Raw genomic sequence first — 20,502 nt, 5'->3', positions numbered from 1 at the left:
CCTTTTAAAGTTGACCGACATCTTCATCAATACCGCAGGCGCGGCCAAACTGCCGCAGCATGCGGGCAGCTGCTTCGCCATAAACGCGCGCCAATCGCGCGGCGGGCACGCGCCAAGCCTTGACAAATCGGAGCGTCCATGCGCTTTTCCGCCCGATTTTCTTGTCGGCGCTTGATGGCTTTGGACCCTTGCTGCCGTCTTAAGCCACATGCCAGGAATTGAGATCATGCATCGCTATCGCAGCCACACATGCGCCGCCCTCCGCAAGACGGATGTCGGCTCGACCGTCCGTATCTCCGGCTGGGTCCATCGCGTTCGCGACCATGGCGGCGTTCTGTTCATCGACCTTCGCGACCATTATGGCATCACCCAGGTCGTCGCCGATCCCGACAGCCCGGGCTTCAAGCTGGCCGAGACCGTCCGTGGGGAATGGGTCATCCGCATCGACGGCCTCGTCAAAGCCCGCACCGAAGACACCGTCAACAAGACGATGGCGACCGGTGAGATCGAGCTCTACGCGCAGGAGATCGAGGTGCTCTCTGCCGCCAAGGAATTGCCGCTGCCGGTTTTCGGCGAGCCTGAATATCCTGAAGACGTCCGCCTCAAATACCGCTTCCTCGATCTTCGCCGCGAAACGCTGCACCGGAACATCGTCAAGCGCACCCAGGTGATATCGGCGATGCGCCGCGAAATGGGCGCTGTCGGCTTCACTGAATATACGACGCCGATCCTGACGGCCTCCTCGCCGGAAGGCGCGCGCGACTTCCTCGTGCCCTCGCGCATTCATCCTGGCACCTTCTATGCGTTGCCGCAGGCGCCGCAGCAGTACAAGCAGCTGCTGATGGTTGCCGGTTTCGACCGCTACTTCCAGATCGCGCCGTGCTTCCGCGATGAGGATCCGCGCGCCGACCGCCTGCCCGGCGAATTCTACCAGCTCGACCTCGAAATGAGCTTCGTGACCCAGGAAGACGTCTGGAACACCATGGGTCCGCTGATGACCCAGATTTTTGAGGAGTTCGCCGAAGGCAAGCCGGTCACCAAGGAATGGCCGCGCATCCCCTATGACGAGGCGATCCGCAAATATGGTACGGACAAGCCGGATCTGCGCAACCCGATCGTCATGGAAGCGGTGACCGAGCATTTCGCCGGCTCCGGCTTCAAGGTCTTCGCCGGCATGATCGCTTCCAACCCGAAGGTTCAGATATGGGCGATCCCGGCAAAGACCGGCGGCTCACGTGCCTTCTGCGACCGGATGAACGCCTGGGCGCAGAGCCAGGGCCAGCCCGGCCTCGGCTATATCTTCTGGCGCAGCGAAAACGACAAGCTCGAAGGTGCCGGTCCTCTCGCCAAGAATATCGGCGAGGAGCGCACCGAAGCGATCCGCACCCAGCTCGGCCTCGGCGATGGTGACGCCTGCTTCTTCGTCGCCGGCGAGCCGGAAAAGTTCTACAAGTTTGCCGGTGAGGCCCGCACCAAGGCCGGCGAAGAACTGAACCTCGTCGACCGCGATCGCTTCGAACTCTGCTGGATCGTCGATTTCCCCTTCTTCGAATGGAACGACGAGGAGAAGAAGGTCGATTTCGCCCACAACCCGTTCTCGATGCCGCAGGGTGGCCTCGACGCGCTGCAGAACCAGGATCCGCTAACGATCAAGGCTTTCCAGTACGATGCCGTCTGCAACGGCTTCGAAATCGCCTCGGGCTCGATCCGCAACCAGTCGCCGGAAACCATGGTCGCGGCCTTCGAGAAGGTCGGCCTCAGCCAGCAGGACGTCGAAGACCGTTTCGGCGGCCTCTACCGCGCCTTCCAGTATGGCGCCCCGCCGCATGGCGGTGCGGCCTTCGGCATCGACCGCATCGTCATGCTGCTGGTCGGCGCCAAGAACCTGCGTGAGATCTCGCTGTTCCCGATGAACCAGCAGGCCCAGGACCTGCTTATGGGCGCGCCGACCCCGGCAACCCCGACGCAGCTGCGCGAGCTCTCAATTCGGCCGATCCCGCCGGTCAAGAAGGACTGATATAACAGGCTGCAAGGCGCCGATCGGCCTCCTTAGGGCACGGCAACTCGATCAGCCTTCATCCTGAGATATGCAGGCCAACGGCCGGAGCCTTGAAGGATGGGGGCGGGTGGCTGAACGCTACGCCAATATCCACGCTGGAAGATGAACCTCGGTGGCCAGCCTCGTCCTTCAAGGTCGCTGCAGGGCACCTCAGGATGAGGCCGGAGAGAGGGTCGCCTTCAGAAAGATAAAAGGCCCGGCGGTGCGAACGGCCGGGCCTTTCGTCGTCAGATCAAAGCGATCAGTCGTTGGCAGAAACCTTGACGCCGAGCACCTGCGGCAGCGTGTTCGGAGCGCCCATGGCAGCGCCGACGATCATCGGGAACGGCACCGGCTTTTCAGGGGTGGCCTTGACGGTCAGGCTCTTCGGGTCGTCGAGGAAGGTGTTGACCGCAGCCGAAACGGCGTTCTGCAGTTCCGGGATGTTGAGCTGCGCCAGCATGATCGGCGTCATCGCCTTGAGCGAATCCGCCATCTGCTTGCCCGACATGTTCTGTTGCGAACCGGCATAATCGAGCGCGCGCTTAGTGATCGAGGCATCTTCGAAGCGCACCTGTGCGCCTTCGAAGGACAGCTGCTGCATCAGACCCAGCATGGCAAGGCCGAGTGCCTGCTGCGCCTGTTCCTTGTTCGGATTGGCTTCGGACTCCTTCATCGCATCCTGCATCGACTTCACAAACGGCATCGTATAGCCGGAGATCTTGAAGCCGAGGTTGAGCTTGCCGATATTGGTCAAGTCGAAGCCGATTTCCGATACGTCGATCGTGCCGGGCCCGAGCTCCCAGGCGCCCTTCATGGTGATGTCGCCCTGGACGTGCTGCAGGGCGAGCTTCTCGATCGCATCCTTGCTCTTGGGATCGTCAGTCTTGGTGAGATCGGCCTTCATGCTCTTGAAGGCGCCGTCGAAATCGAAGCCGGATTCGTCCTCGCGCAGCGTCAAATTCATATCGCTTTGAAGCACTGAGAAGACTTCCGTGCCGTCCTTGACCACTTTCAGCGGGCCGGTATGGGCAGTCTCGTAAAGCATCATGCCATCGAGTGTGTCGCCCCCCGGCGTTGCCGGGACGGAAATGCCACCCAGTGTCAGCTCCTGCGCCGTCACGGTTACGCCGTCTCCCGTCTTGTTGATGTCGGGGAAGGCCGCTTCTTCGATGTAATAGCCGCCATCCTCGTCTTCTTCGACGCCGGAAAGGGTGACTTCGCCGATGGGCAGACTTTCGCCGCCGGTCGGCTTAACCGTAACATTCTTCAATGTAACGGTTGTGCCGTCGATATTGATGCCGTCAGCCGAAATCGTTCCGCCCTGCGCTTCATAGGCGGCATTGATCTTCTTCAACAGATCGGCGCCGTCGAGAGCGAAGGCCGAGCCGGCGAGCGAGAAAAAGGCTGCGCCCGACAGCATCAGCCGCGTTGTCCGGTAAATTTTCATGGGTGATTCCTCTGGTGGCGTGGTGGCGGTTGGAAATCTGCAGTTACGCTACTACGGATTGGGCCCGCTTTGTATTTGCGGACTTCTAAATTTCCGTTGAAAGGAACGGCAAACGAAGTCCAAATTTGCGGCCGAACGTTTGTCTCATCCTTTGATGTCGGTGCCAAGACTTCATCCACAGCTGCAATACCCCGGATTCCTTGCCCGCAGGCCGCTTCTGGGCTAGTCAAGACCCATGGGACAAGAGATTTTGCCGCCTTCCGGCGGAGACGACGACAATATCCAACCGGTCGACCTCAAGGCGGCGCTCGAGCAGCGTTATCTCGCCTATGCGCTGTCGACCATTATGCATCGCGCTTTGCCCGACGTGCGCGACGGGTTGAAGCCCGTTCATCGCCGCATTGTCTATGCGATGAACGAGATGGGGCTGAGGCCGACGTCGGCCTTCAGGAAATGCGCCAAGATCGTCGGTGAAGTGATGGGTAATTACCATCCGCACGGCGACCAGTCGATCTACGATGCGCTCGCTCGTCTCGCCCAGGATTTTTCGCAGCGCTACACGCTGGTCAATGGCCAGGGCAATTTCGGCAATATCGACGGCGACAGCCCCGCCGCCATGCGTTACACCGAATCGAAGATGACGGCAGTTTCCGAATTGCTGCTCGAGGGCATCGACCAGGATGCCGTCGACTTCCGCGATACCTATGACGAGTCGAATTCCGAGCCGGTCGTCCTTCCCGGCGCCTTCCCGAACCTGCTTGCCAACGGCTCCTCCGGCATCGCCGTCGGCATGGCGACCTCGATCCCGTCACACAATGCCCATGAGCTTTGCGATGCCGCCCTGCATCTGATCAAGCATCCCGATGCCACCGTCGAAAAGCTCGTCGAATTCATTCCCGGCCCGGATTTTCCGACAGGCGGCATCATTATCGACAGCCGCGACAGCATCATCGAGAGCTATCGCACCGGCCGCGGCGGTTTCCGTGTCCGGGCGAAATGGCAAACCGAGGATCTCGGCCGCGGCGGCTACCAGATCGTCGTCACCGAAATTCCCTTCCAGGTGCAAAAATCGCGGCTGATCGAGAAGATCGCCGAACTGCTGATCGCGCGAAAGCTGCCGCTGCTCGAAGATATTCGCGACGAATCGGCCGAGGACATCCGCGTCGTCCTGGTGCCGAAATCCAGGAGCGTCGATCCGACGATCCTGATGGAATCGATGTTCAAGCTGACGGAGCTCGAAAGCCGCTTCCCGCTCAACATGAACGTTCTGTCGATGGGCCGCATCCCCAAGGTCATGGCGCTGAACGAGGTGCTGAAAGAGTGGCTGGATCACCGCCGCGAGGTGCTGCAGCGCCGCTCGCGCTTCCGTCTGGCGGCGATCGAAAAACGTCTCGAAATCCTTGGCGGCCTGCTGATCGCCTATCTCAACATCGATGAGGTGATCAGGATCATCCGCGAGGAGGATGAGCCGAAGCCGGTCATGGTGGCGCGTTGGGATCTCACCGACAATCAGGTCGAGGCGATCCTCAATATGCGGCTGCGCTCTCTGCGCAAGCTTGAAGAGTTCGAGATCCGCAAGGAGTTCGACGAACTCACCAAGGAAAAGGGCGAGATCGAAGCACTGCTTGCCTCCGACGACAAGCAGTGGCAGACGGTCGCCTGGGAAATCGGCGAGGTGAAGAAGAAGTTCGCCAAGGCGACCGAAGTCGGCCGCCGCCGCACTCAGTTCGCCGACGCGCCCGAAGCCGACGAGGAAGCCATTCAGCAGGCGATGATCGAGAAGGAACCGATCACCGTCGTCATATCCGAAAAGGGCTGGATCCGCGCGCTGAAAGGCCATATCGCCGACACGGCGACGCTGACTTTCAAGGAGGGCGACGGCCTGAAGGTAGCCTTCCCGGCGCAGACGACGGACAAGATCCTGATCGTCACGACAGGCGGCAAGGCCTTCACGCTCGGCGGCGACAAGCTGCCGGGTGGTCGCGGCCACGGCGAGCCGCTGCGCATCATGGTCGACATGGACAACGACCAGGCCGTGCTGACCGCTTTCGTACACGACCCTGCGCGCAAGCAGCTGATCGTTTCCACAGCCGGCAACGGCTTCGTCGTTGCCGAGGCCGAGCTGGTCGCCAATACGCGCAAGGGCAAGCAGATCATGAATGTCGCGCTGCCTGAGGAGACGCAGCTGCTGGTGCCCGTCAGCGGCGACCATGTCGCCGTCGTCGGCGAAAACCGCAAGCTGCTGGTCTTTCCCTTAGCGCAGGTGCCGGAAATGTCGCGCGGCAAGGGCGTTCGCCTGCAGCGTTACAAGGATGGCGGCATTTCCGACGTCCGCTGCTTTGCGATATCGGACGGCCTCGTCTGGGAAGACAGTGCCGGCCGCACCTTCACGAAGAACAGGGACGAGCTTGCCGAATGGCTGGGCGACCGGGCCAGCGCCGGCCGCACGGTGCCGAAGGGTTTTCCGCGCAGCGGCAAATTCGCCGGGTAGAGCAATTCCTTTTGTGTCTGGAATTGCATGAAAACGAAGAGACGCAGCATTTTCTTGATTCGCACACAACGGAAATGCTCTGAGCCATAAAAATTCCGCGCCCGGCTCTTGGCGGGCGCCGGAACTTCTCTATTTCACCGCTGTTACCCAACAGAAGAGAAGGCCAGTTCTGTGGGCGGATGGAACGGCTGTGGCCTGTGCGCCTGGGAAAGACGCGCGTGCCCTACCGGAGGAAAATCGATGCCCGCCAGCACCATCAAATTGCATGTCAGCCATACCTACAGAGCGCCGCCCGCTGTCGTCTATGACGCCTGGCTCAACCCTGAAATCGCCCGCCGCTTCCTGTTTGCCACCGATGACGGTCACGTCATCCGCGCCGACATCGATCCGCATGTCGGCGGCCGTTTTTTCATCGTCGACCGCCGCCCGACCGGCGACGCCTTTCACCAGGGGGTGTTCCTGGAGTTGAAGCGTCCGCGGCGCATGGTCTTCAGCTTTTCCGTCGAGGACCACGACCACAATTGCGACCGCGTCGAAATCGACATCGAGCCGCTCGGCGGCGGCAGCCGTCTGACGCTGACCCACGAAATGTGCGCCGAATGGGCCGAACACGAGGAAAAGACCCGGAAAGGCTGGGCGCATGTGCTCGAAGGACTCAGCAGGGAACTGGAACAGCAGCAGATGAAGGCTACGGGTTGAGCGGCACGCTGAATCCCTGAGGAAGCGGGTCGCACCTTCTTCATCGATCTCGCCGGCGGCGACGGCAAGAACGAAGGCGTAGAGATTGGCATCGGTCGGTTCGATCTCGTAGCCGTTTTCGAGAAGGAAAACGCCTGCGGCGACGATGGCGATCCGCTTATTGGTATCGACAAAAGCGTGGTTGCGGGCAAGGCTAAAAAGATAGGCGGCGGCGAGTTCGCCAGCGTCGTCGCAGCAGCGATAGTGCGCCTTGTGCATCGGCCGCCCGAGAGCGGATTCCAGCGCGCCTTCGTCACGCAGGCCGGCGAGACCACCGAAGCGCTCGATCTGCATTTTCTGCAGAGTTTCCACCAAGGGTCTCGTCAGGAATTTGAAGGCCATTATTCGGCCAGCTTTTTCACGGCAACCTTATACTTGTCCATGAAATAATGCGCCGCCTCAAGTTGACGAAACAGATCCTCATCGACGGGCTTTGTTTTGATGCCGCCGCTTTCAATCTCCAATTCCAGCGAGTCGCCCGTCTTCAATCCAAGACGGTCGAGAACTTCTTTCGGGATGGTAACGCAGTTATAACATGAGGGATAGACCAGGCGGCAACGTCTAATCCGCCAATGGCCTAACGCGCCTTCTCTGCACCATCCAGAAGCAATGCCCGGTGATCGCCGCCACCAAAATGCCGCCGCCAAGGAGCGTCATCGTCGCCGGCGTTTCCGCAAAGATCAGCCAGACCCAGATCGGGGCGAGTACGGTTTCGAGCAGGTAGAACATGCCGACCTCTGGGGCAGAGAGGTACCGCGGCCCGGTCGCCAGGCACCAAAAGGCGACCGGCATTACGATGGCGCCGTTGAGCAGGATCCATCCGGGATGGGCGATGGAAAGCCCCAAGGGCAGAGCTTGCGCAAGCCCGAGCGCGGCCGGCAGTATGGCGGCAAGCAGCGGTACGAAGCCCATGTCCCGGCGTGAGGCGCGCCCGATTGTGATGGCCGCCGCAAGTATAAGCGCGCTGATAACGGCCATGGCGTCGCCAAAGAAATGGCCGCTGGAAAGCCCATCACTCACGATCAGTCCGACGCCGACGACCATGAACAGCATGGCGACCAGCGTTGCGGCCTGTGGCTTCTCCTTGAGAAAAGTCCAGGAAAGAAGTGCCCCGAACATCGGGTTGAAGGCGACGATGAAGACGACATTGGCTGTGGCCGTATTGAAGACGGCGAGCACGAAGTTGAGGGAGGAGAGGCCATAGAGCAGACCGGCGAGCACGCCGGCCCGCCCCGGAACGAGCACCGGCCATCTGCCCGAGGTAAGGCGCATTGCGCCAAGGATGAGGAACGTGGCGAGAACCGTGGCTGCGCTTCGCACGCCCAGGATTGACCAGATATCGCCATCGCCAAGACGGACGAGCGGGATATCCATGGAAAGCGCCAGCCCGCCGATCGCCGTTAGCAGCAGACCCTTCCGATGGTCGGAACGAGCGGTGGGGGACATTCAGTCCTGGTTGCTTTCGCGCAGGGAGGGATCGAAACGTTCCCAGCCGCGCGGGGTAAGATGTTCTTGCGGTTGAAAGCGCGTCTTGTAGTCCATTTTCCGCGACCCTTGCACCCAGTAGCCGAGGTAGACATGCGGTAGGCCGAGCGCCCTGGTGCGCCTGATATGGTCGAGAATCATGAAGGTGCCGAGCGAACGCCGCTCGAGCCCCGGATTGAAATAGGAATAGACCATCGACAACCCGTCGCTCATCGTATCGGTCAGAGCAGCGGCAAGCAGCTCGCCCTTCGGCCGCTCTTCCAGTCCGGAACCTTCCTCGCGCCGGCGGTATTCGACGATTCGCGTATTCACATGCGTGTCTTCCACCATGATCGCATAGTCGAGCACGGTCATATCGGACATGCCGCCTTGCTGGTGGCGGTAATCGAGATAGCGTCGGAAGAGCGAATATTGTTCGCTGGAAGGCTGGGCGGTGAATTCGGTGGCGATGACATCGGAATTGGCGGCAAGCACCCGCTTCATCGATTTCGTCGGCTTGAATTCCTGGGCAAGAATCCGCACGGAAACACAGGCGCGACAGGATTCGCAGGCCGGACGGTAGGCGATGTTCTGCGAGCGGCGGAAACCGCCTTGTGTCAGGATGTCGTTCATCTCGGCCGCACGCGGGCCGACCAAATGGGTGAAGACCTTGCGCTCCATCTCATGCGGCAGATACGGACACGCAGCCGGAGCCGTCAGATAAAACTGCGGGGATGGCGTTGTCTGCGTATTCATTTGTCGCGGAAGTTTCCTTGTCGAGACAGTGCCGTTTTCTGACAGCATGACCTAAGAATAGAAAACGTCAACAGCCGGACGATTCCCGTCCTTCATTTCAGTCTTCTAAAGTTAAATATGGAGCGTCTGCAACAGGCGGCAAAGGGAAGGCGGAGACTTTATTTCGTCTCCGCCGCGTTTCAAGCGGTGCGCACCGTCACCGTGCCGACCAAGAGGTCGTGGATGAGGCGGCTGCGTTCGATAAACAGGCCGGCAAGCAGGATGAGCGGCGTCAGCACCGAGTTGAGGATCCAGAACAGCGCCAGATGGACGATCGCCGTCAGGAAATCCATCGGCCGCCCATCGACGCGCACGATCGCGATCCCCATTGCCCGCATGCCGAGCGAGGCCTGGCTCGGTCCGCCGACGGTCAGGCCGAAGTAAATCCCGGCGACGATGACGAAGAGGGCAGGGTAGAGAAGGAAGCCTAGCCCGAGCGTGATGATCGACAGGAAGAAAAGCACGATCGCTGCGGGGATCCACAGCAGCGCCACGATGAGGTAGTCGAGGATGAAGGCAAGGACACGGCGGCTCAACACGCCGCTATAGGCGCGCCAGTCCTCCGGTGCGGCAAAAAGCGGATTGGGGTTGTAGCTCATCTCGATCTCCTGCGAAAAAGCGATGCCGCTGATATGGTGTCGGTAGGGCGAAATACAATAATCGCCCTACACTCACCGTTTTCCGAGAATTTTCGCCACCTCGACCGCGAAATAGGTGAGGATGCCGTCACATCCCGCCCGCTTGAACGACAAGAGCGTTTCCAGCATCGCTCGCTCGCCGTCGATCCAGCCATTCATCGCCGCCGCCTTGATCTGCGTATATTCGCCGGAGACCTGGTAGGCGAAGGTCGGCAGGCCGAAAGCCTCCTTCATCCGCCAGCAGATGTCGAGATAGGGCAGGCCCGGCTTGACCATCAGCATGTCGGCGCCTTCCTCGACGTCGAGGGCAGCGTCGCGGATCGCCTCGGTGCCGTTGGCGGGGTCGATATAATAGGTCTTCTTGTCGCCCTTCAGCAGTCCGCCGGTCGAGATCGCCTCCCGATAGGGGCCATAGAAGGCGGAAGCGAATTTCGTCGCATAGCTCATGATGCCGACGTTCTGGTGGCCGGCCGCGTCGAGCGCCATGCGGATCGCGCCGATGCGCCCATCCATCATCTCCGACGGCGCGATGATGTCGGCGCCGGCATCCGCCTGCATCACCGCGGCGCGCGCCACTTGGTCGACCGTCTCGTCATTGACGATCTCGCCGTCTCTCAGGATCCCGTCATGGCCATGGCTGGTGAAGGGGTCGAGCGCCACGTCGGTGATGACGCCGATATTGGGGACCGCCTTCTTGATCGCCGCCGTCGTCTGGTTGATCAGGTTATTGGCTTCCAGGCTGTTCGAGCCGGTCTCGTCGCGCAGTTCCATTTCGATGTTCGGAAATGTGGCGAGCGCCGGAATACCGAGGCCGGCCGCTTCGCGTGCGGCTTCGACGGCTTTGTCGATGCTCATGCGGTTGACGCCCGGCATGGCCGCGATCGGATCGACGATGCCGGAACCCGGCACGATGAAGATCGGCCAGATCAGGTCGTCGACCGTCAGCCGGTTCTCCTGCACCAGCCGGCGCGTCCAATCCGCCTTGCGGTTGCGCCGCATGCGGCGATGGCCGGTGATGTCGTCGACGAGATGCGTTCTGTCCTGCATGATATCTGTCCCCAGCCCATTCCATTTATCGGAGCGCTCATTATCATGGCGCCCGGGAAATCCAAACCGGACGATTGGCCGCGGCGGAAAACACCCTTATGACGATACAACCGGAACCGATGTCTGCGCCATGGAAACCGATAGTCCGACGATCCCGAAACGCACACTGGCGGATCTCCTCTTCATTCTCTTCCTGCGGCTGGTCGCCGTATCCTGCTTCTGGTTCGGCCTGCAATACTGGGCGATGCTCGTCGGCTATTCGCTGGTCGGCGCCGGCCGCTTCGATCTGTTGAGCCTGCCGTGGAAGGTGGCAAGCACCAGTCTTGCCGTGCTTTTCCCCGTCGCGTCCCTCGGCCTATGGCTCACCGTCTCCTGGGGGCCGGTCATCTGGGTGCTCGCCGCCGGCGGCCAGGTCCTGATGTATGGCCTGCTGCCGGATATTTTCGGCCCCAACAAGCTGATCATCCTGCTGCATCTCATGGTCGCCGCCGTCTACTGCATTTTCCGCCTGCTGCTGTGGCTGGAAAAGCGCCGGCAGCGCCGCCAGGTAAGCGTTGATTTACCCTGAGACAACGTGGGGTTTCCAGTAAGGCTCCGTTAAGCCTGCGGTTTAAGTCGAATTTTATATGTATTCGATAGGGTCTCACTCAAGGCGGGAAGAAAACGACACCGCCAATCAAACAGTGAGGCAGTCAATATGAACACGAAAATCAAGCCGCAGGCGGTATCGAACTTCCGTGACCAGCAGGATCAGGGCATCCGTGATCTTTACATGGAATCCCTTCATCTTGTTGAACGTCTTCACCGTCGTCTTCTCGATGTCATCAAAGATGAGTTCGACCGGCAGGGCCGCAGCGACGTCAACGCCATCCAGGCGCTGCTCCTTTTCAACATCGGCAATTCCGAGCTGACCGCCGGCGAGCTGCGCTCCCGCGGCTACTATCTCGGCTCCAACGTTTCCTACAACGTCAAGAAGCTGGTCGATCTCGGTTTCATCAACCATCAGCGCTCGCGCATCGACCGCCGCTCGGTCCGCATCAGCCTGACCGAAACCGGCCAGGACATCGCCGAGACGGTCGCCAAGCTCTACGAGCGCCATATCGCCTCGATCGACAAAGTCGGCGGCATCGGCACCGACGAGTTCACCCAGATGAACAAGCTGCTCCAGCGCCTCGACCGCTTCTGGAACGACTCGATCATGTATCGTCTCTAAAATCCCTGACCTCCTTTCAGGGTTGCAGAAAACCGGACGTGTCCCTGCGCGTCCGGTTTTGCCGTTTGCCCGCGTGGCATCTTTGCAACGCAGGGCAAGCAAGCGTTGTCGCCTGTATTCAAGCCGTTTTTTAGCCGTTATTAACCGGCACCGTTTAGCCCGTCATGGTTCGTTGCGTCGTGTCTCCGGCAGGCGGCGGTCTGTCTTCCGAGCCGGTAACACGAATTGGCCATATTGGTGTGGCAGCGGAAGGTTTAACAACCGGCGCTTGAACTGATCGGAATATTCAGGCTGTTGCATCGCGCTTCTGTGATGGGGCTAGCGGAATTTTTTGATGCGCCGGGACGACGAATGCACAGAGATCTGCGTTAAGGCGCAGTGATATCGCAAAGAGCCGCGGCTTTCCTCGTCGCGGCATTCAGTGGTTGGGACTATGTCGAAGAAAAACGGAATTGAAGCTCTTTCGCGCCGCGCTTTCCTGGCGTCGGCAGCAACGGTTGGCGCCGGCGCGCTTGCTGCCGGGCCTGCATTGGCGCAATCGGCGCTCGATGGGCTCCTGAACGCGCCGCGCCGCGGCAACTGGGACGACCAGTTCGACGCCAAGGCGGCTTCGCGCACGGCAAGCGCCGTCGTTTCCAACACCCCGATCCTTGGGCCCCAGTCAGTCGCGAGCGCCCAGCAGGCGATCATGCAGTACCAGCAGATCGCGGCTGCCGGCGGCTGGCCTGAAGTCAATCCCGGCGACCAGCGCCTGCAACTGGGCGTCAGCCATCCCGCCGTTCAGGCGCTGCGCCAGCGTCTGGCGATCACCGGCGACCTGCCGCGCGAAGCCGGCATGTCGAGCGCCTTCGATTCTTATGTCGACGGCGCCGTCAAGCGCTTCCAGGCGCGTCACGGCCTGCCGTCCGATGGCGTCCTCGGCGAATTCACGCTGAAGGCGATGAACATCCCAGCCGACGTCCGTCTGCAGCAACTGAACACCAATCTTGTCCGCCTGCAGACCTTCCCGGAAGATCTCGGCCGCCGCCACGTGATGGTCAATATTCCGGCCGCCTATGTCGAGGCTGTTGAAGACGGCAGCGTCGCGACCCGTCACACTGCGGTCGTCGGCCGCTTGAGCCGCCCGACGCACCTCGTCAATTCGAAGATCTACGAGGTCATCCTTAACCCCTATTGGACCGCGCCGCGCTCGATCGTCGAGAAGGACATCATGCCGCTGATGCGCAAGGATCCGACCTATCTCGAAAAGAACGCCATCCGCCTGATCGACGGCAAGGGCAACGAAGTCGCCCCGGAAACCGTCGACTGGAACGGCGAGGCGCCGAACCTGATGTTCCGCCAGGACCCGGGCAAGATCAACGCCATGGCGTCGACCAAGATCAACTTCTACAACAAGAACGGCGAGTACATGCACGACACGCCGCAGCAGGGCCTGTTTAACAAGCTGATGCGCTTCGAATCTTCGGGCTGCGTTCGTGTCCAGAACGTGCGCGACCTGACGAACTGGCTGCTGCGCGAAACTCCCGGCTGGAGCCGCCAGCAGATGGAGCAGGTGATCGCAAGCGGCGTCAACACGCCGATCAAGCTCGCGGCGGAAGTTCCGGTCTATTTCGTCTATATCTCTGCCTGGGGCATGCCCGACGGCATCGTCCAGTTCCGTGACGACATCTATCAGATGGACGGCAATGCCGAATTGGCGCTCGATACCACGGCTGGCATGGAACAGCCGGTGCAATAAGCGGCGACCTCTGCCTCGCGCCCTCGAACCGCGCCTTCCCGGCGCGGTTTTTTTATTCCGGCGAGGGCGCATTATACCGGAGCTGCGATTCATCGGCGCCGCGCGTCGCAAAATGACTGGAGCGCGCGCTTTGCTCAGCAAATGTCGTTCTTCGTATTGCCCTTGCCAAAGGGGAAGGATAATACCTTCGCGCATTCCAGTTGAGGAGCCCGCCCATGACCAATGCTTCCACCGAATCCTTCTTCAATCGCTCGCTTGCGGACATCGATCCCGAGATTTTCGGCGCGATCGGAAAGGAACTCGGTCGCCAACGGCACGAGATCGAACTGATCGCTTCCGAGAACATCGTCTCCCGCGCCGTGCTTGAAGCTCAGGGCTCCATCATGACCAACAAATATGCCGAGGGTTATCCGGGCAAGCGGTATTACGGCGGCTGCCAGTTCGTCGATATTGCCGAGGAACTGGCGATCGAGCGCGCCAAGAAGCTGTTCGGCGTCAATTTCGCCAACGTCCAGCCGAATTCCGGCTCGCAGATGAACCAGGCCGTGTTCCTGGCGCTGCTGCAGCCCGGCGATACCTTCATGGGCCTCGATCTCAATTCGGGCGGCCACCTGACGCATGGTTCGCCGGTCAACATGTCCGGCAAGTGGTTCAACGTCGTCTCCTACGGCGTGCGCGAAGGCGACAACCTGCTCGACATGGATGACGTCGCCCGCAAGGCCGAACAGCACAAGCCGAAGCTCATCATCGCCGGCGGCACCGCCTATTCCCGCATCTGGGACTGGAAGCGCTTCCGCGAGATCGCCGACTCGGTCGGCGCCTATCTGATGGTCGATATGGCCCACATCGCCGGTCTTGTCGCCGGCGGCCAGCATCCGTCGCCGTTCCCGCACTGCCATGTCGCGACGACGACGACGCACAAGTCGCTGCGCGGCCCGCGCGGCGGCGTCATCCTCACCAATGAAGAGGATCTCGCCAAGAAGTTCAATTCGGCCGTCTTCCCCGGTCTGCAGGGTGGCCCGCTGATGCACATCATCGCCGCCAAGGCGGTCGCCTTCGGCGAGGCGCTGCAGCCGGAGTTCAAGGAATACGCCGCCCAGGTCGTCAAAAACGCCCGGGCGCTTGCCGAAACGCTGATCTCAGGCGGTCTCGATGTCGTCTCCGGCGGTACCGACAACCACCTGATGCTCGTCGACCTGCGCAAGAAGAATGCCACCGGCAAGCGCGCCGAGGCAGCGCTCGGCCGCGCCTACGTTACCTGCAACAAGAACGGCATTCCCTTCGACCCGGAAAAGCCCTTCGTCACCTCGGGCGTGCGCTTGGGCGCACCGGCCGGCACGACGCGCGGCTTCAAGGAAGCCGAATTCCGCGAAATCGGCAACCTGATTGTCGAGGTTCTCGACGGCCTGAAGGTTGCCAATTCCGACGAAGGCAATGCCGCCGTCGAAGCCGCCGTGCGCGGCAAGGTGGTCAACCTCACAGACCGCTTCCCAATGTATGACTACATGGGGTAAGGAGTAGCGATGCGCTGCCCCTATTGCGGTTCGGAAGATACTCAGGTCAAGGATTCGCGCCCGGCGGAGGACAATACGTCCATCCGCCGGCGGCGTATTTGTCCGGATTGCGGCGGCCGCTTCACCACCTTCGAGCGCGTGCAGCTGCGCGAGCTGATGGTCATCAAGAAGACCGGCCGCAAGGTGCCCTTCGACCGCGACAAGCTGGTGCGCTCCTTCGAAGTGGCGCTGCGCAAACGCCCGGTCGAGCGTGACCGTATCGAGCGCGCCGTCTCCGGCATCGTCCGCCGGCTGGAAAGTTCCGGCGAGACCGAAATCTCCTCCGAGCAGATCGGCCTGCAGGTGCTGGAAGCCATGAAGAGCCTCGACGATGTCGGCTTCGTGCGCTACGCCTCCGTCTATCGGGATTTTTCGCTTGCCGAGGATTTCGAGAAGGTCATTTCCGAAATCAACGCCAAGATCGCCCGCGACCCGCTGGACAGATGAGCCATGAACGTCAAGCCGGATGACGAAGGTTTCATGGCGGCGGCGATCCGGCTGTCGCGCCGGCATCTCGGCCGCACCGCCACCAACCCTTCTGTTGGCTGCCTGATCGTCAAGAATGGCATCATCGTCGGCCAGGCGGTCACCGCCCTTGGCGGCCGGCCGCATGCCGAGCCGCAGGCGCTTGCCGAAGCCGGCGAGGCTGCCCGCGGCGCCACCGCCTATGTCACCCTCGAACCCTGCTCGCATCACGGCAAGACGCCGCCCTGTGCCGAGGCGCTGATCGCCTATGGCGTCGCCCGCGTCGTCATCAGCGTCACCGATCCCGATCCGCGGGTCTCCGGCCGCGGCATTTCCATGCTGCGTGACGCAGGCATCGAGGTCGATGCAGGTGTGCTGGAAGCCGAGGGCCGGCGTTCGCTGGCCGGTTATCTCACCCGCCAGACGAAGTCCCGGCCCTATGTGACTCTCAAGCTTGCCGTTTCTGCCGATGGCATGATCGGCCGTGCGGGGGAGGGACAGGTGGCGATCACCGGCGCGGAGGCCCGCGCCGAGGTGCAGGCGCTGCGCGCCGAAACCGACGCGATCCTGGTCGGCATCGGCACGGCGATATCGGACGATCCGCTGCTGACGGTGCGCACACTCGGCATGGAGGCGCAGTCGCCGATCCGCATCGTACTCGATCCGTCTTTGGCGTTGCCGCTGACGAGCAAGTTGGTTGCGACGGCGCGGGACGTGCCGGTGATCTTGGTGGCGAGCGAGCAGGTGTGGCCCTTGTCGGCGGATGCGGAGGGTTTACCCCCCTCTGTCCTGGCGGACATCTCCCCAACAACGGGGGAGATCAGCAAGGAGCGGGATCCGAATTCCAAAGATGTCTCGTCATCACGATCAACAGCAGATGTAGGGCCGGGCGCCAGCCCCCAGCCGATCTCCCCCCTTGTTGGGGAGATGCCCGGCAGGGCAGAGGGGGGTACCGCACCCACCAACGCCACCGACATGGACTCCCGCCGCGCCGCACTGGAAGCCGCCGGCGTCGAGATCGTCTACTGCAATCCCTATCATCCGGAAATCCTGCTGCCGGCGCTTGCGACACGCGGCATTTCTTCGCTTCTGGTCGAGGGGGGCGCCAAGACGGCGCGGCTTTTCCTGGAAGCCGGTCTCGTCGACCGCATCCAGCTTTACCAGGCGCCCGTCATCATCGGCGCGGACGGTATTGAATCGCCGCTTGATGCAACCGACATACCATCCGGTTTCGCCCATATGGGCACGCGTATCTTCGGCGCAGATCGCCTGGATGAATATGAAAGAGAGAGTTGATGTTCACCGGAATTGTCACTGATATCGGCATGATCGAGTCCGTTTCATCGCTAAAGGAGGGCATCAAGCTCCGCGTTGCGACGAGTTACGATCCCGCCACCATCGATATGGGCGCCTCCATCTCCCATTCCGGCATCTGCCTCACGGTGACTGGCCTGCCGCAGGAAGGCAGCAACGACCGCTGGTTTGAGGTCGAGGCCTGGGAGGAGGCGCTGCGGCTGACGACGATCGGCACCTGGCGGGAAGGCAGCCGCATCAACCTTGAGCGGTCGCTGAAGATCGGCGACGAGCTCGGCGGCCATATCGTTTCCGGCCATGTCGATGGCAAGGCGGAAATCCTCTCGGTGACATCGGAGGGCGACGCCACGCGTTACCGCCTGCGCGCACCCGAACATCTGGCGAAATTCGTCGCCCCAAAGGGGTCGATCGCGCTCGATGGCACCTCGCTGACGGTCAACGCGGTCGACGGCACGGATTTCGACGTCCTGCTCATCCGCCACACGCTTGAGGTCACCACCTGGGGCGAGCGCCAGGCCGGTGATTTCGTCAATTTCGAAGTCGACACTATGGCGCGCTACGCCGCCCGGCTGGCGGAATTTCCCAGCGCATAACACGAAATTGCTGTCGATTTCCCGTATGATCCGCGGGTTGAAAGTGACAGCGCGTCTGGCCGTCCAGACAGCTCACCAAACCGGCGATAGCTTCGTCAGATACTGGCCGTAGGCACTCTTGCCGTGCTTCTCCGCAAGTCTGGCGAGGTCGTCCTGCGAGATGTAACCCATGCGCCAGGCGACTTCCTCGGGGCAGGCGATCTTGAAGCCCTGGCGTTTCTCCAGCGTGCTGACGAAACCTGCGGCATCGTGCAGGCTGTCCGGCGTGCCGGTGTCGGGCCAGGCATAGCCCCGGCCCATCAGCTCCACGAAAAGCTGGCCGCGCTCGAGATAGGTGCGGTTGACATCGGTGATTTCCAATTCGCCGCGCGGGGACGGCTTCAGGTTGGCGGCGATATCGACCACCTGCTGGTCGTAGAAATAGAGGCCGGTCACCGCCCAGTTCGATTTTGGTTCCTTCGGCTTCTCCTCGATTGACAGCGCACTCATCTTTTCGTCAAAGCCGACGACGCCATAGCGTTCCGGATCGGTGACGTGATAGGCGAACACCGTCGCGCCCTCCCGCCGACTCGTGCCGGATTTCATGATTTCCGGCAGTCCGTGCCCGTAGAAGATGTTGTCGCCGAGAACGAGAGCCGAGTTGTCGCCATGCACGAAGTCGGCGCCAATGAAGGCCTGGGCGAGGCCGTCCGGGCTAGACTGTACGGCATAGCTCAGCGAAATTCCCCATTGCGAGCCGTGGCCGAGAAGGCGCTTGAAGGCTTCGACGTCGTGGGGCGTGGTGATGATCAGCAGCTCCCTGATGCCGGCGAGCATAAGCGTCGTCATCGGATAGTAGATCATCGGCTTGTCGCAGACTGGCATCAACTGTTTCGAGACGGCCTGCGTGATTGGATCAGACGCGTGCCCGTGCCGCCGGCCAGAATAATCCCCTTCATGCTTTCTCCTTAAAGACCTTTACTCAAAAGGTCTTGCATCACGATCGTCATGGACTGCTTCCATTCCGGGAGCCGGATTCCATAGGTTCTGGCGAGCTTGTCGCCGTTGAGGCGTGAATTGGCGGGGCGCTTCGCCGGTGTCGGATAGTCCGCCGTCAGGATGCGCTCGACGCTGACGTTTCTGCCGCCGGATTTAAGAAGCGCCGCGAATTTCTCTTCGGCGAAGTCCGCCCAGCTTGCTTCGCCGCTGCCGACTCGAAATCGGCAGGCGCCGGCACGAAGGCGGCGATCTTCAATCCTGTGGCAGTAGCCTGCTGGACATAGAGTCCGAGCAGGCGCTCGATCACGAAGGGGCGCATCGTCGCGTTGGCGTCGCGTGAATATTGCGCTGAACCGGCATAGGCAATGCCCGCCGGCGTGCCGCGGCGCGCTTCATTTTCCTGCGATTCCAGAATGCGTTCGCAGAAGGCGAAATACCCAGACCAGAACTTTCTATTGCCGCAGAAATAGTTGCAGAACATGAAGGCGGTTTTGTCTTGCGGCGGCGCGATGGGGTAGCCAAGCTGCTGGATATGCAGGAAGATCGGCTCCATGCCTGGATGGCCGCCAAGCAGCGAATGCTCCCAGACGTTGCTGTAAATGGCGGCGTGGCCGATCAGCGGATTGTAGAGATACGCATCCGCACCTTCCGCCCTGGCCTTTTCCGCCTCGGTGACGAACGATGGGAAGTCTGTGACGGATTTTACCTCGAATTTGCTGGACAGCAGTCCCCAGAACACGTCTTCGCCGAGGCCGATCGCCTTAAGCCTGCCGTCGCCACCCGTGATATCGGCAGGTGTCAACAAGACCGCAATGGTCTCCACCCATATCGACGGGCTGGGCAACCCGCTTGACGAAATTCCCTAACGCGAAAACTGAATGACTTCGCCATTATACCGCGCCCGCGCCGTCTCGCGGAAGCCGAGCTTGGCTGCGACCCTGAGTGACGCCGCATTCTCGGGGCTGATGATGCAGCTCATTGCCTTTCCCGGAAAACGCGCTTCCGCCCAGCCGATCAGGGCTGTCAGCGCCTCGGTAGCATAACCGCGGCCCTGGGACGCAGGCATCAGCGCCCAGCCGACCTCCATCGTTCCCTCGATTGACGGTTCCATTTCGCGGCGGGCTTCGAGAAATCCGGCTTCGCCGACAAATCGACGGCTGGCCTTTTCCTCGATCGCAAGAAAACCGAAGCCCATATGATGCCACATGCCGGCAATGCGCAGCATACGAGCCCAGCTCTGCTCGCGTGTTGACGGCGCGCCGCTGATGAGGCGGACAACATCCTCGTTCGCCCACAACGTCGCATGCGCTTCGAAATCGTCGAGGTGGTGAGGGCGAAGTATCAATCGCTGCGTTTCGAGCGTCGGAATGTTGGTCACATCGGTTCCCTTGGAAGCTGTACGGTCAGGCGCCGGCTTCGCCGTCCCAATAATCGAGCGGATTTTCCGCGCGTCCCATATGGCGGAATCGCCCGGGCCTTGCTCCATCTCTATTGGTCTTGGCAAGAAACTTTCCGGAATCGGGATATTCGACGATCTCGGTCTTCGCCATCGTCGAGATGCCGAGATAGACGAGGGTCGCCATGCCGGTATTGATGATCTGGTGCGCTGTTTCAGGCCCGCCGGCCGGCGCGCCGAGCACGTCGCCGGCTTTGATCGCATGGCGCTCGTCGCCAAAGCGGTATTCGCCGGTGCCCGCGATCACGTAGAAGAGTTCGTCTTCGACATGGTGATTGTGGAACGGGCAGCTCGATTTGCCCGACGGCACTTCATTATAGCTGATGCCGAGGCCCGCCAGACCAAGACGTGCGCCGAACGAGGCGTCGGCGCCTTCGTAGAACTCGCCCTGTTTCCAGTGGTCGAGCGCGAGATCGGCGATATTGATCACCGCTTTGGATTCCGTCGCCATGATGTCCTCCTGTTGCAGAAAGAGAAGCTATCATTTTGGCGGAGAATTCAATGCCCGTCTGCGTTGATCCGGGATATCCC

At 61.2% G+C, this 20,502-nt stretch carries 18 protein-coding genes and 4 pseudogenes; 10 read left to right on the top strand and 12 right to left on the bottom strand.

The features are described 5' to 3' along the window. Window positions 1-226 precede the first annotated feature (226 nt). The gene (aspS, locus tag GGI60_RS09225) at window positions 227-2,017 is read left to right on the top strand and encodes an aspartate--tRNA ligase (protein WP_183914980.1); all 1,791 of its coding nucleotides are present in this window, start codon (window positions 227-229) and stop codon (window positions 2,015-2,017) included. A gap of 283 nt (window positions 2,018-2,300) precedes the next feature. On the opposite strand, the gene GGI60_RS09220 is transcribed toward aspS, so the two are convergent. Further along, a complete protein-coding gene (locus GGI60_RS09220) occupies window positions 2,301-3,488 on the bottom strand; it encodes a hypothetical protein (protein WP_183914978.1) in 1,188 nt (395 codons plus the stop codon). A 235-nt stretch (window positions 3,489-3,723) separates the two neighbouring features. Between GGI60_RS09220 and parC the strand changes: the two genes are divergently transcribed. Next, entirely contained in the window at window positions 3,724-5,979 is a 2,256-nt protein-coding gene (gene parC, locus GGI60_RS09215) for a DNA topoisomerase IV subunit A (protein ID WP_183914976.1), read from the top strand. Between the two features lie 240 nt (window positions 5,980-6,219). After that, complete coding sequence (locus tag GGI60_RS31920; protein WP_246720348.1) at window positions 6,220-6,678, top strand: SRPBCC domain-containing protein; 459 nt, start codon at window positions 6,220-6,222, stop codon at window positions 6,676-6,678. 93 nt (window positions 6,679-6,771) lie between these two features. Here GGI60_RS31920 and GGI60_RS31915 read toward each other — a convergent pair. The 6 genes and pseudogenes from GGI60_RS31915 to hemB all read right to left on the bottom strand — a co-directional run. Further along, window positions 6,772-7,011, bottom strand: a pseudogene (locus GGI60_RS31915) (type II toxin-antitoxin system death-on-curing family toxin); the annotation flags it as partial. Window positions 7,012-7,058: 47 nt separating this feature from the next. Continuing rightward, window positions 7,059-7,268, bottom strand: a complete 210-nt coding sequence (locus tag GGI60_RS09205) for an AbrB/MazE/SpoVT family DNA-binding domain-containing protein (RefSeq protein WP_183915474.1) — start codon at window positions 7,266-7,268, stop codon at window positions 7,059-7,061. Between the two features lie 10 nt (window positions 7,269-7,278). After that, window positions 7,279-8,163 (bottom strand): DMT family transporter, encoded by an 885-nt coding sequence (locus GGI60_RS09200; RefSeq protein ID WP_183914972.1) that lies wholly within the window; start codon window positions 8,161-8,163, stop codon window positions 7,279-7,281. Next, complete coding sequence (locus GGI60_RS09195) at window positions 8,164-8,937, bottom strand: arginyltransferase (RefSeq protein WP_183914970.1); 774 nt, start codon at window positions 8,935-8,937, stop codon at window positions 8,164-8,166. Window positions 8,938-9,116: 179 nt separating this feature from the next. After that, window positions 9,117-9,575, bottom strand: coding sequence for an RDD family protein (locus GGI60_RS09190; RefSeq protein WP_009994177.1), 459 nt, complete (start codon window positions 9,573-9,575; stop codon window positions 9,117-9,119). A gap of 72 nt (window positions 9,576-9,647) precedes the next feature. Next, a complete protein-coding gene (hemB, locus tag GGI60_RS09185; RefSeq protein ID WP_183914968.1) occupies window positions 9,648-10,661 on the bottom strand; it encodes a porphobilinogen synthase in 1,014 nt (337 codons plus the stop codon). Window positions 10,662-10,791: 130 nt separating this feature from the next. Between hemB and GGI60_RS09180 the strand changes: the two genes are divergently transcribed. The 7 genes from GGI60_RS09180 (at window position 10,792) to GGI60_RS09150 (ending at window position 17,537) form a co-directional block, all read left to right on the top strand. Then, complete coding sequence (locus GGI60_RS09180) at window positions 10,792-11,229, top strand: DUF6163 family protein (protein ID WP_183914966.1); 438 nt, start codon at window positions 10,792-10,794, stop codon at window positions 11,227-11,229. Window positions 11,230-11,358: 129 nt separating this feature from the next. After that, window positions 11,359-11,874: a transcriptional regulator LdtR gene (ldtR, locus tag GGI60_RS09175; RefSeq protein WP_004673822.1), complete on the top strand. Its 516-nt coding sequence runs from the start codon at window positions 11,359-11,361 to the stop codon at window positions 11,872-11,874. 433 nt (window positions 11,875-12,307) lie between these two features. Next, the gene (locus tag GGI60_RS09170) at window positions 12,308-13,612 is read left to right on the top strand and encodes a murein L,D-transpeptidase (protein ID WP_183914965.1); all 1,305 of its coding nucleotides are present in this window, start codon (window positions 12,308-12,310) and stop codon (window positions 13,610-13,612) included. A 215-nt stretch (window positions 13,613-13,827) separates the two neighbouring features. Continuing rightward, window positions 13,828-15,126 (top strand): serine hydroxymethyltransferase, encoded by a 1,299-nt coding sequence (glyA, locus tag GGI60_RS09165; RefSeq protein WP_183914964.1) that lies wholly within the window; start codon window positions 13,828-13,830, stop codon window positions 15,124-15,126. Window positions 15,127-15,135: 9 nt separating this feature from the next. Then, window positions 15,136-15,612, top strand: coding sequence for a transcriptional regulator NrdR (nrdR, locus tag GGI60_RS09160; protein ID WP_003547190.1), 477 nt, complete (start codon window positions 15,136-15,138; stop codon window positions 15,610-15,612). A gap of 3 nt (window positions 15,613-15,615) precedes the next feature. Then, window positions 15,616-16,926 (top strand): bifunctional diaminohydroxyphosphoribosylaminopyrimidine deaminase/5-amino-6-(5-phosphoribosylamino)uracil reductase RibD, encoded by a 1,311-nt coding sequence (gene ribD, locus GGI60_RS09155; protein ID WP_183914963.1) that lies wholly within the window; start codon window positions 15,616-15,618, stop codon window positions 16,924-16,926. Then, window positions 16,926-17,537, top strand: a complete 612-nt coding sequence (locus tag GGI60_RS09150) for a riboflavin synthase (protein WP_183914962.1) — start codon at window positions 16,926-16,928, stop codon at window positions 17,535-17,537. Before ribD ends, GGI60_RS09150 begins: the two co-directional genes overlap by 1 nt. A gap of 72 nt (window positions 17,538-17,609) precedes the next feature. Here GGI60_RS09150 and rfbA read toward each other — a convergent pair. The 5 genes and pseudogenes from rfbA to GGI60_RS09125 form a co-directional block, all read right to left on the bottom strand. Continuing rightward, window positions 17,610-18,475 (bottom strand): annotated as a pseudogene (gene rfbA / locus GGI60_RS09145) (glucose-1-phosphate thymidylyltransferase RfbA). A gap of 9 nt (window positions 18,476-18,484) precedes the next feature. Further along, window positions 18,485-18,727 (bottom strand): annotated as a pseudogene (locus tag GGI60_RS09140) (sugar nucleotide-binding protein); the annotation flags it as partial. Beyond that, a pseudogene (locus GGI60_RS09135) lies at window positions 18,703-19,278 on the bottom strand (glycosyltransferase family 1 protein); the annotation flags it as partial. The pseudogenes GGI60_RS09135 and GGI60_RS09140, both read right to left, overlap by 25 nt. 99 nt (window positions 19,279-19,377) lie before the next feature. Next, window positions 19,378-19,893, bottom strand: a complete 516-nt coding sequence (locus tag GGI60_RS09130) for a GNAT family N-acetyltransferase (RefSeq protein WP_183914961.1) — start codon at window positions 19,891-19,893, stop codon at window positions 19,378-19,380. 25 nt (window positions 19,894-19,918) lie between these two features. Beyond that, entirely contained in the window at window positions 19,919-20,422 is a 504-nt protein-coding gene (locus GGI60_RS09125) for a cupin domain-containing protein (RefSeq protein WP_183914960.1), read from the bottom strand. Window positions 20,423-20,502: the final 80 nt, after the last annotated feature.

The sequence above is a fragment of the Rhizobium lentis genome (genome assembly GCF_014200175.1).
GTDB classification, from domain to species: Bacteria; Pseudomonadota; Alphaproteobacteria; order Rhizobiales; family Rhizobiaceae; genus Rhizobium; species Rhizobium mulingense.
Note: the sequence above shows the minus strand (reverse complement) of the source record. Positions and strands in the feature narration are given on the sequence as shown.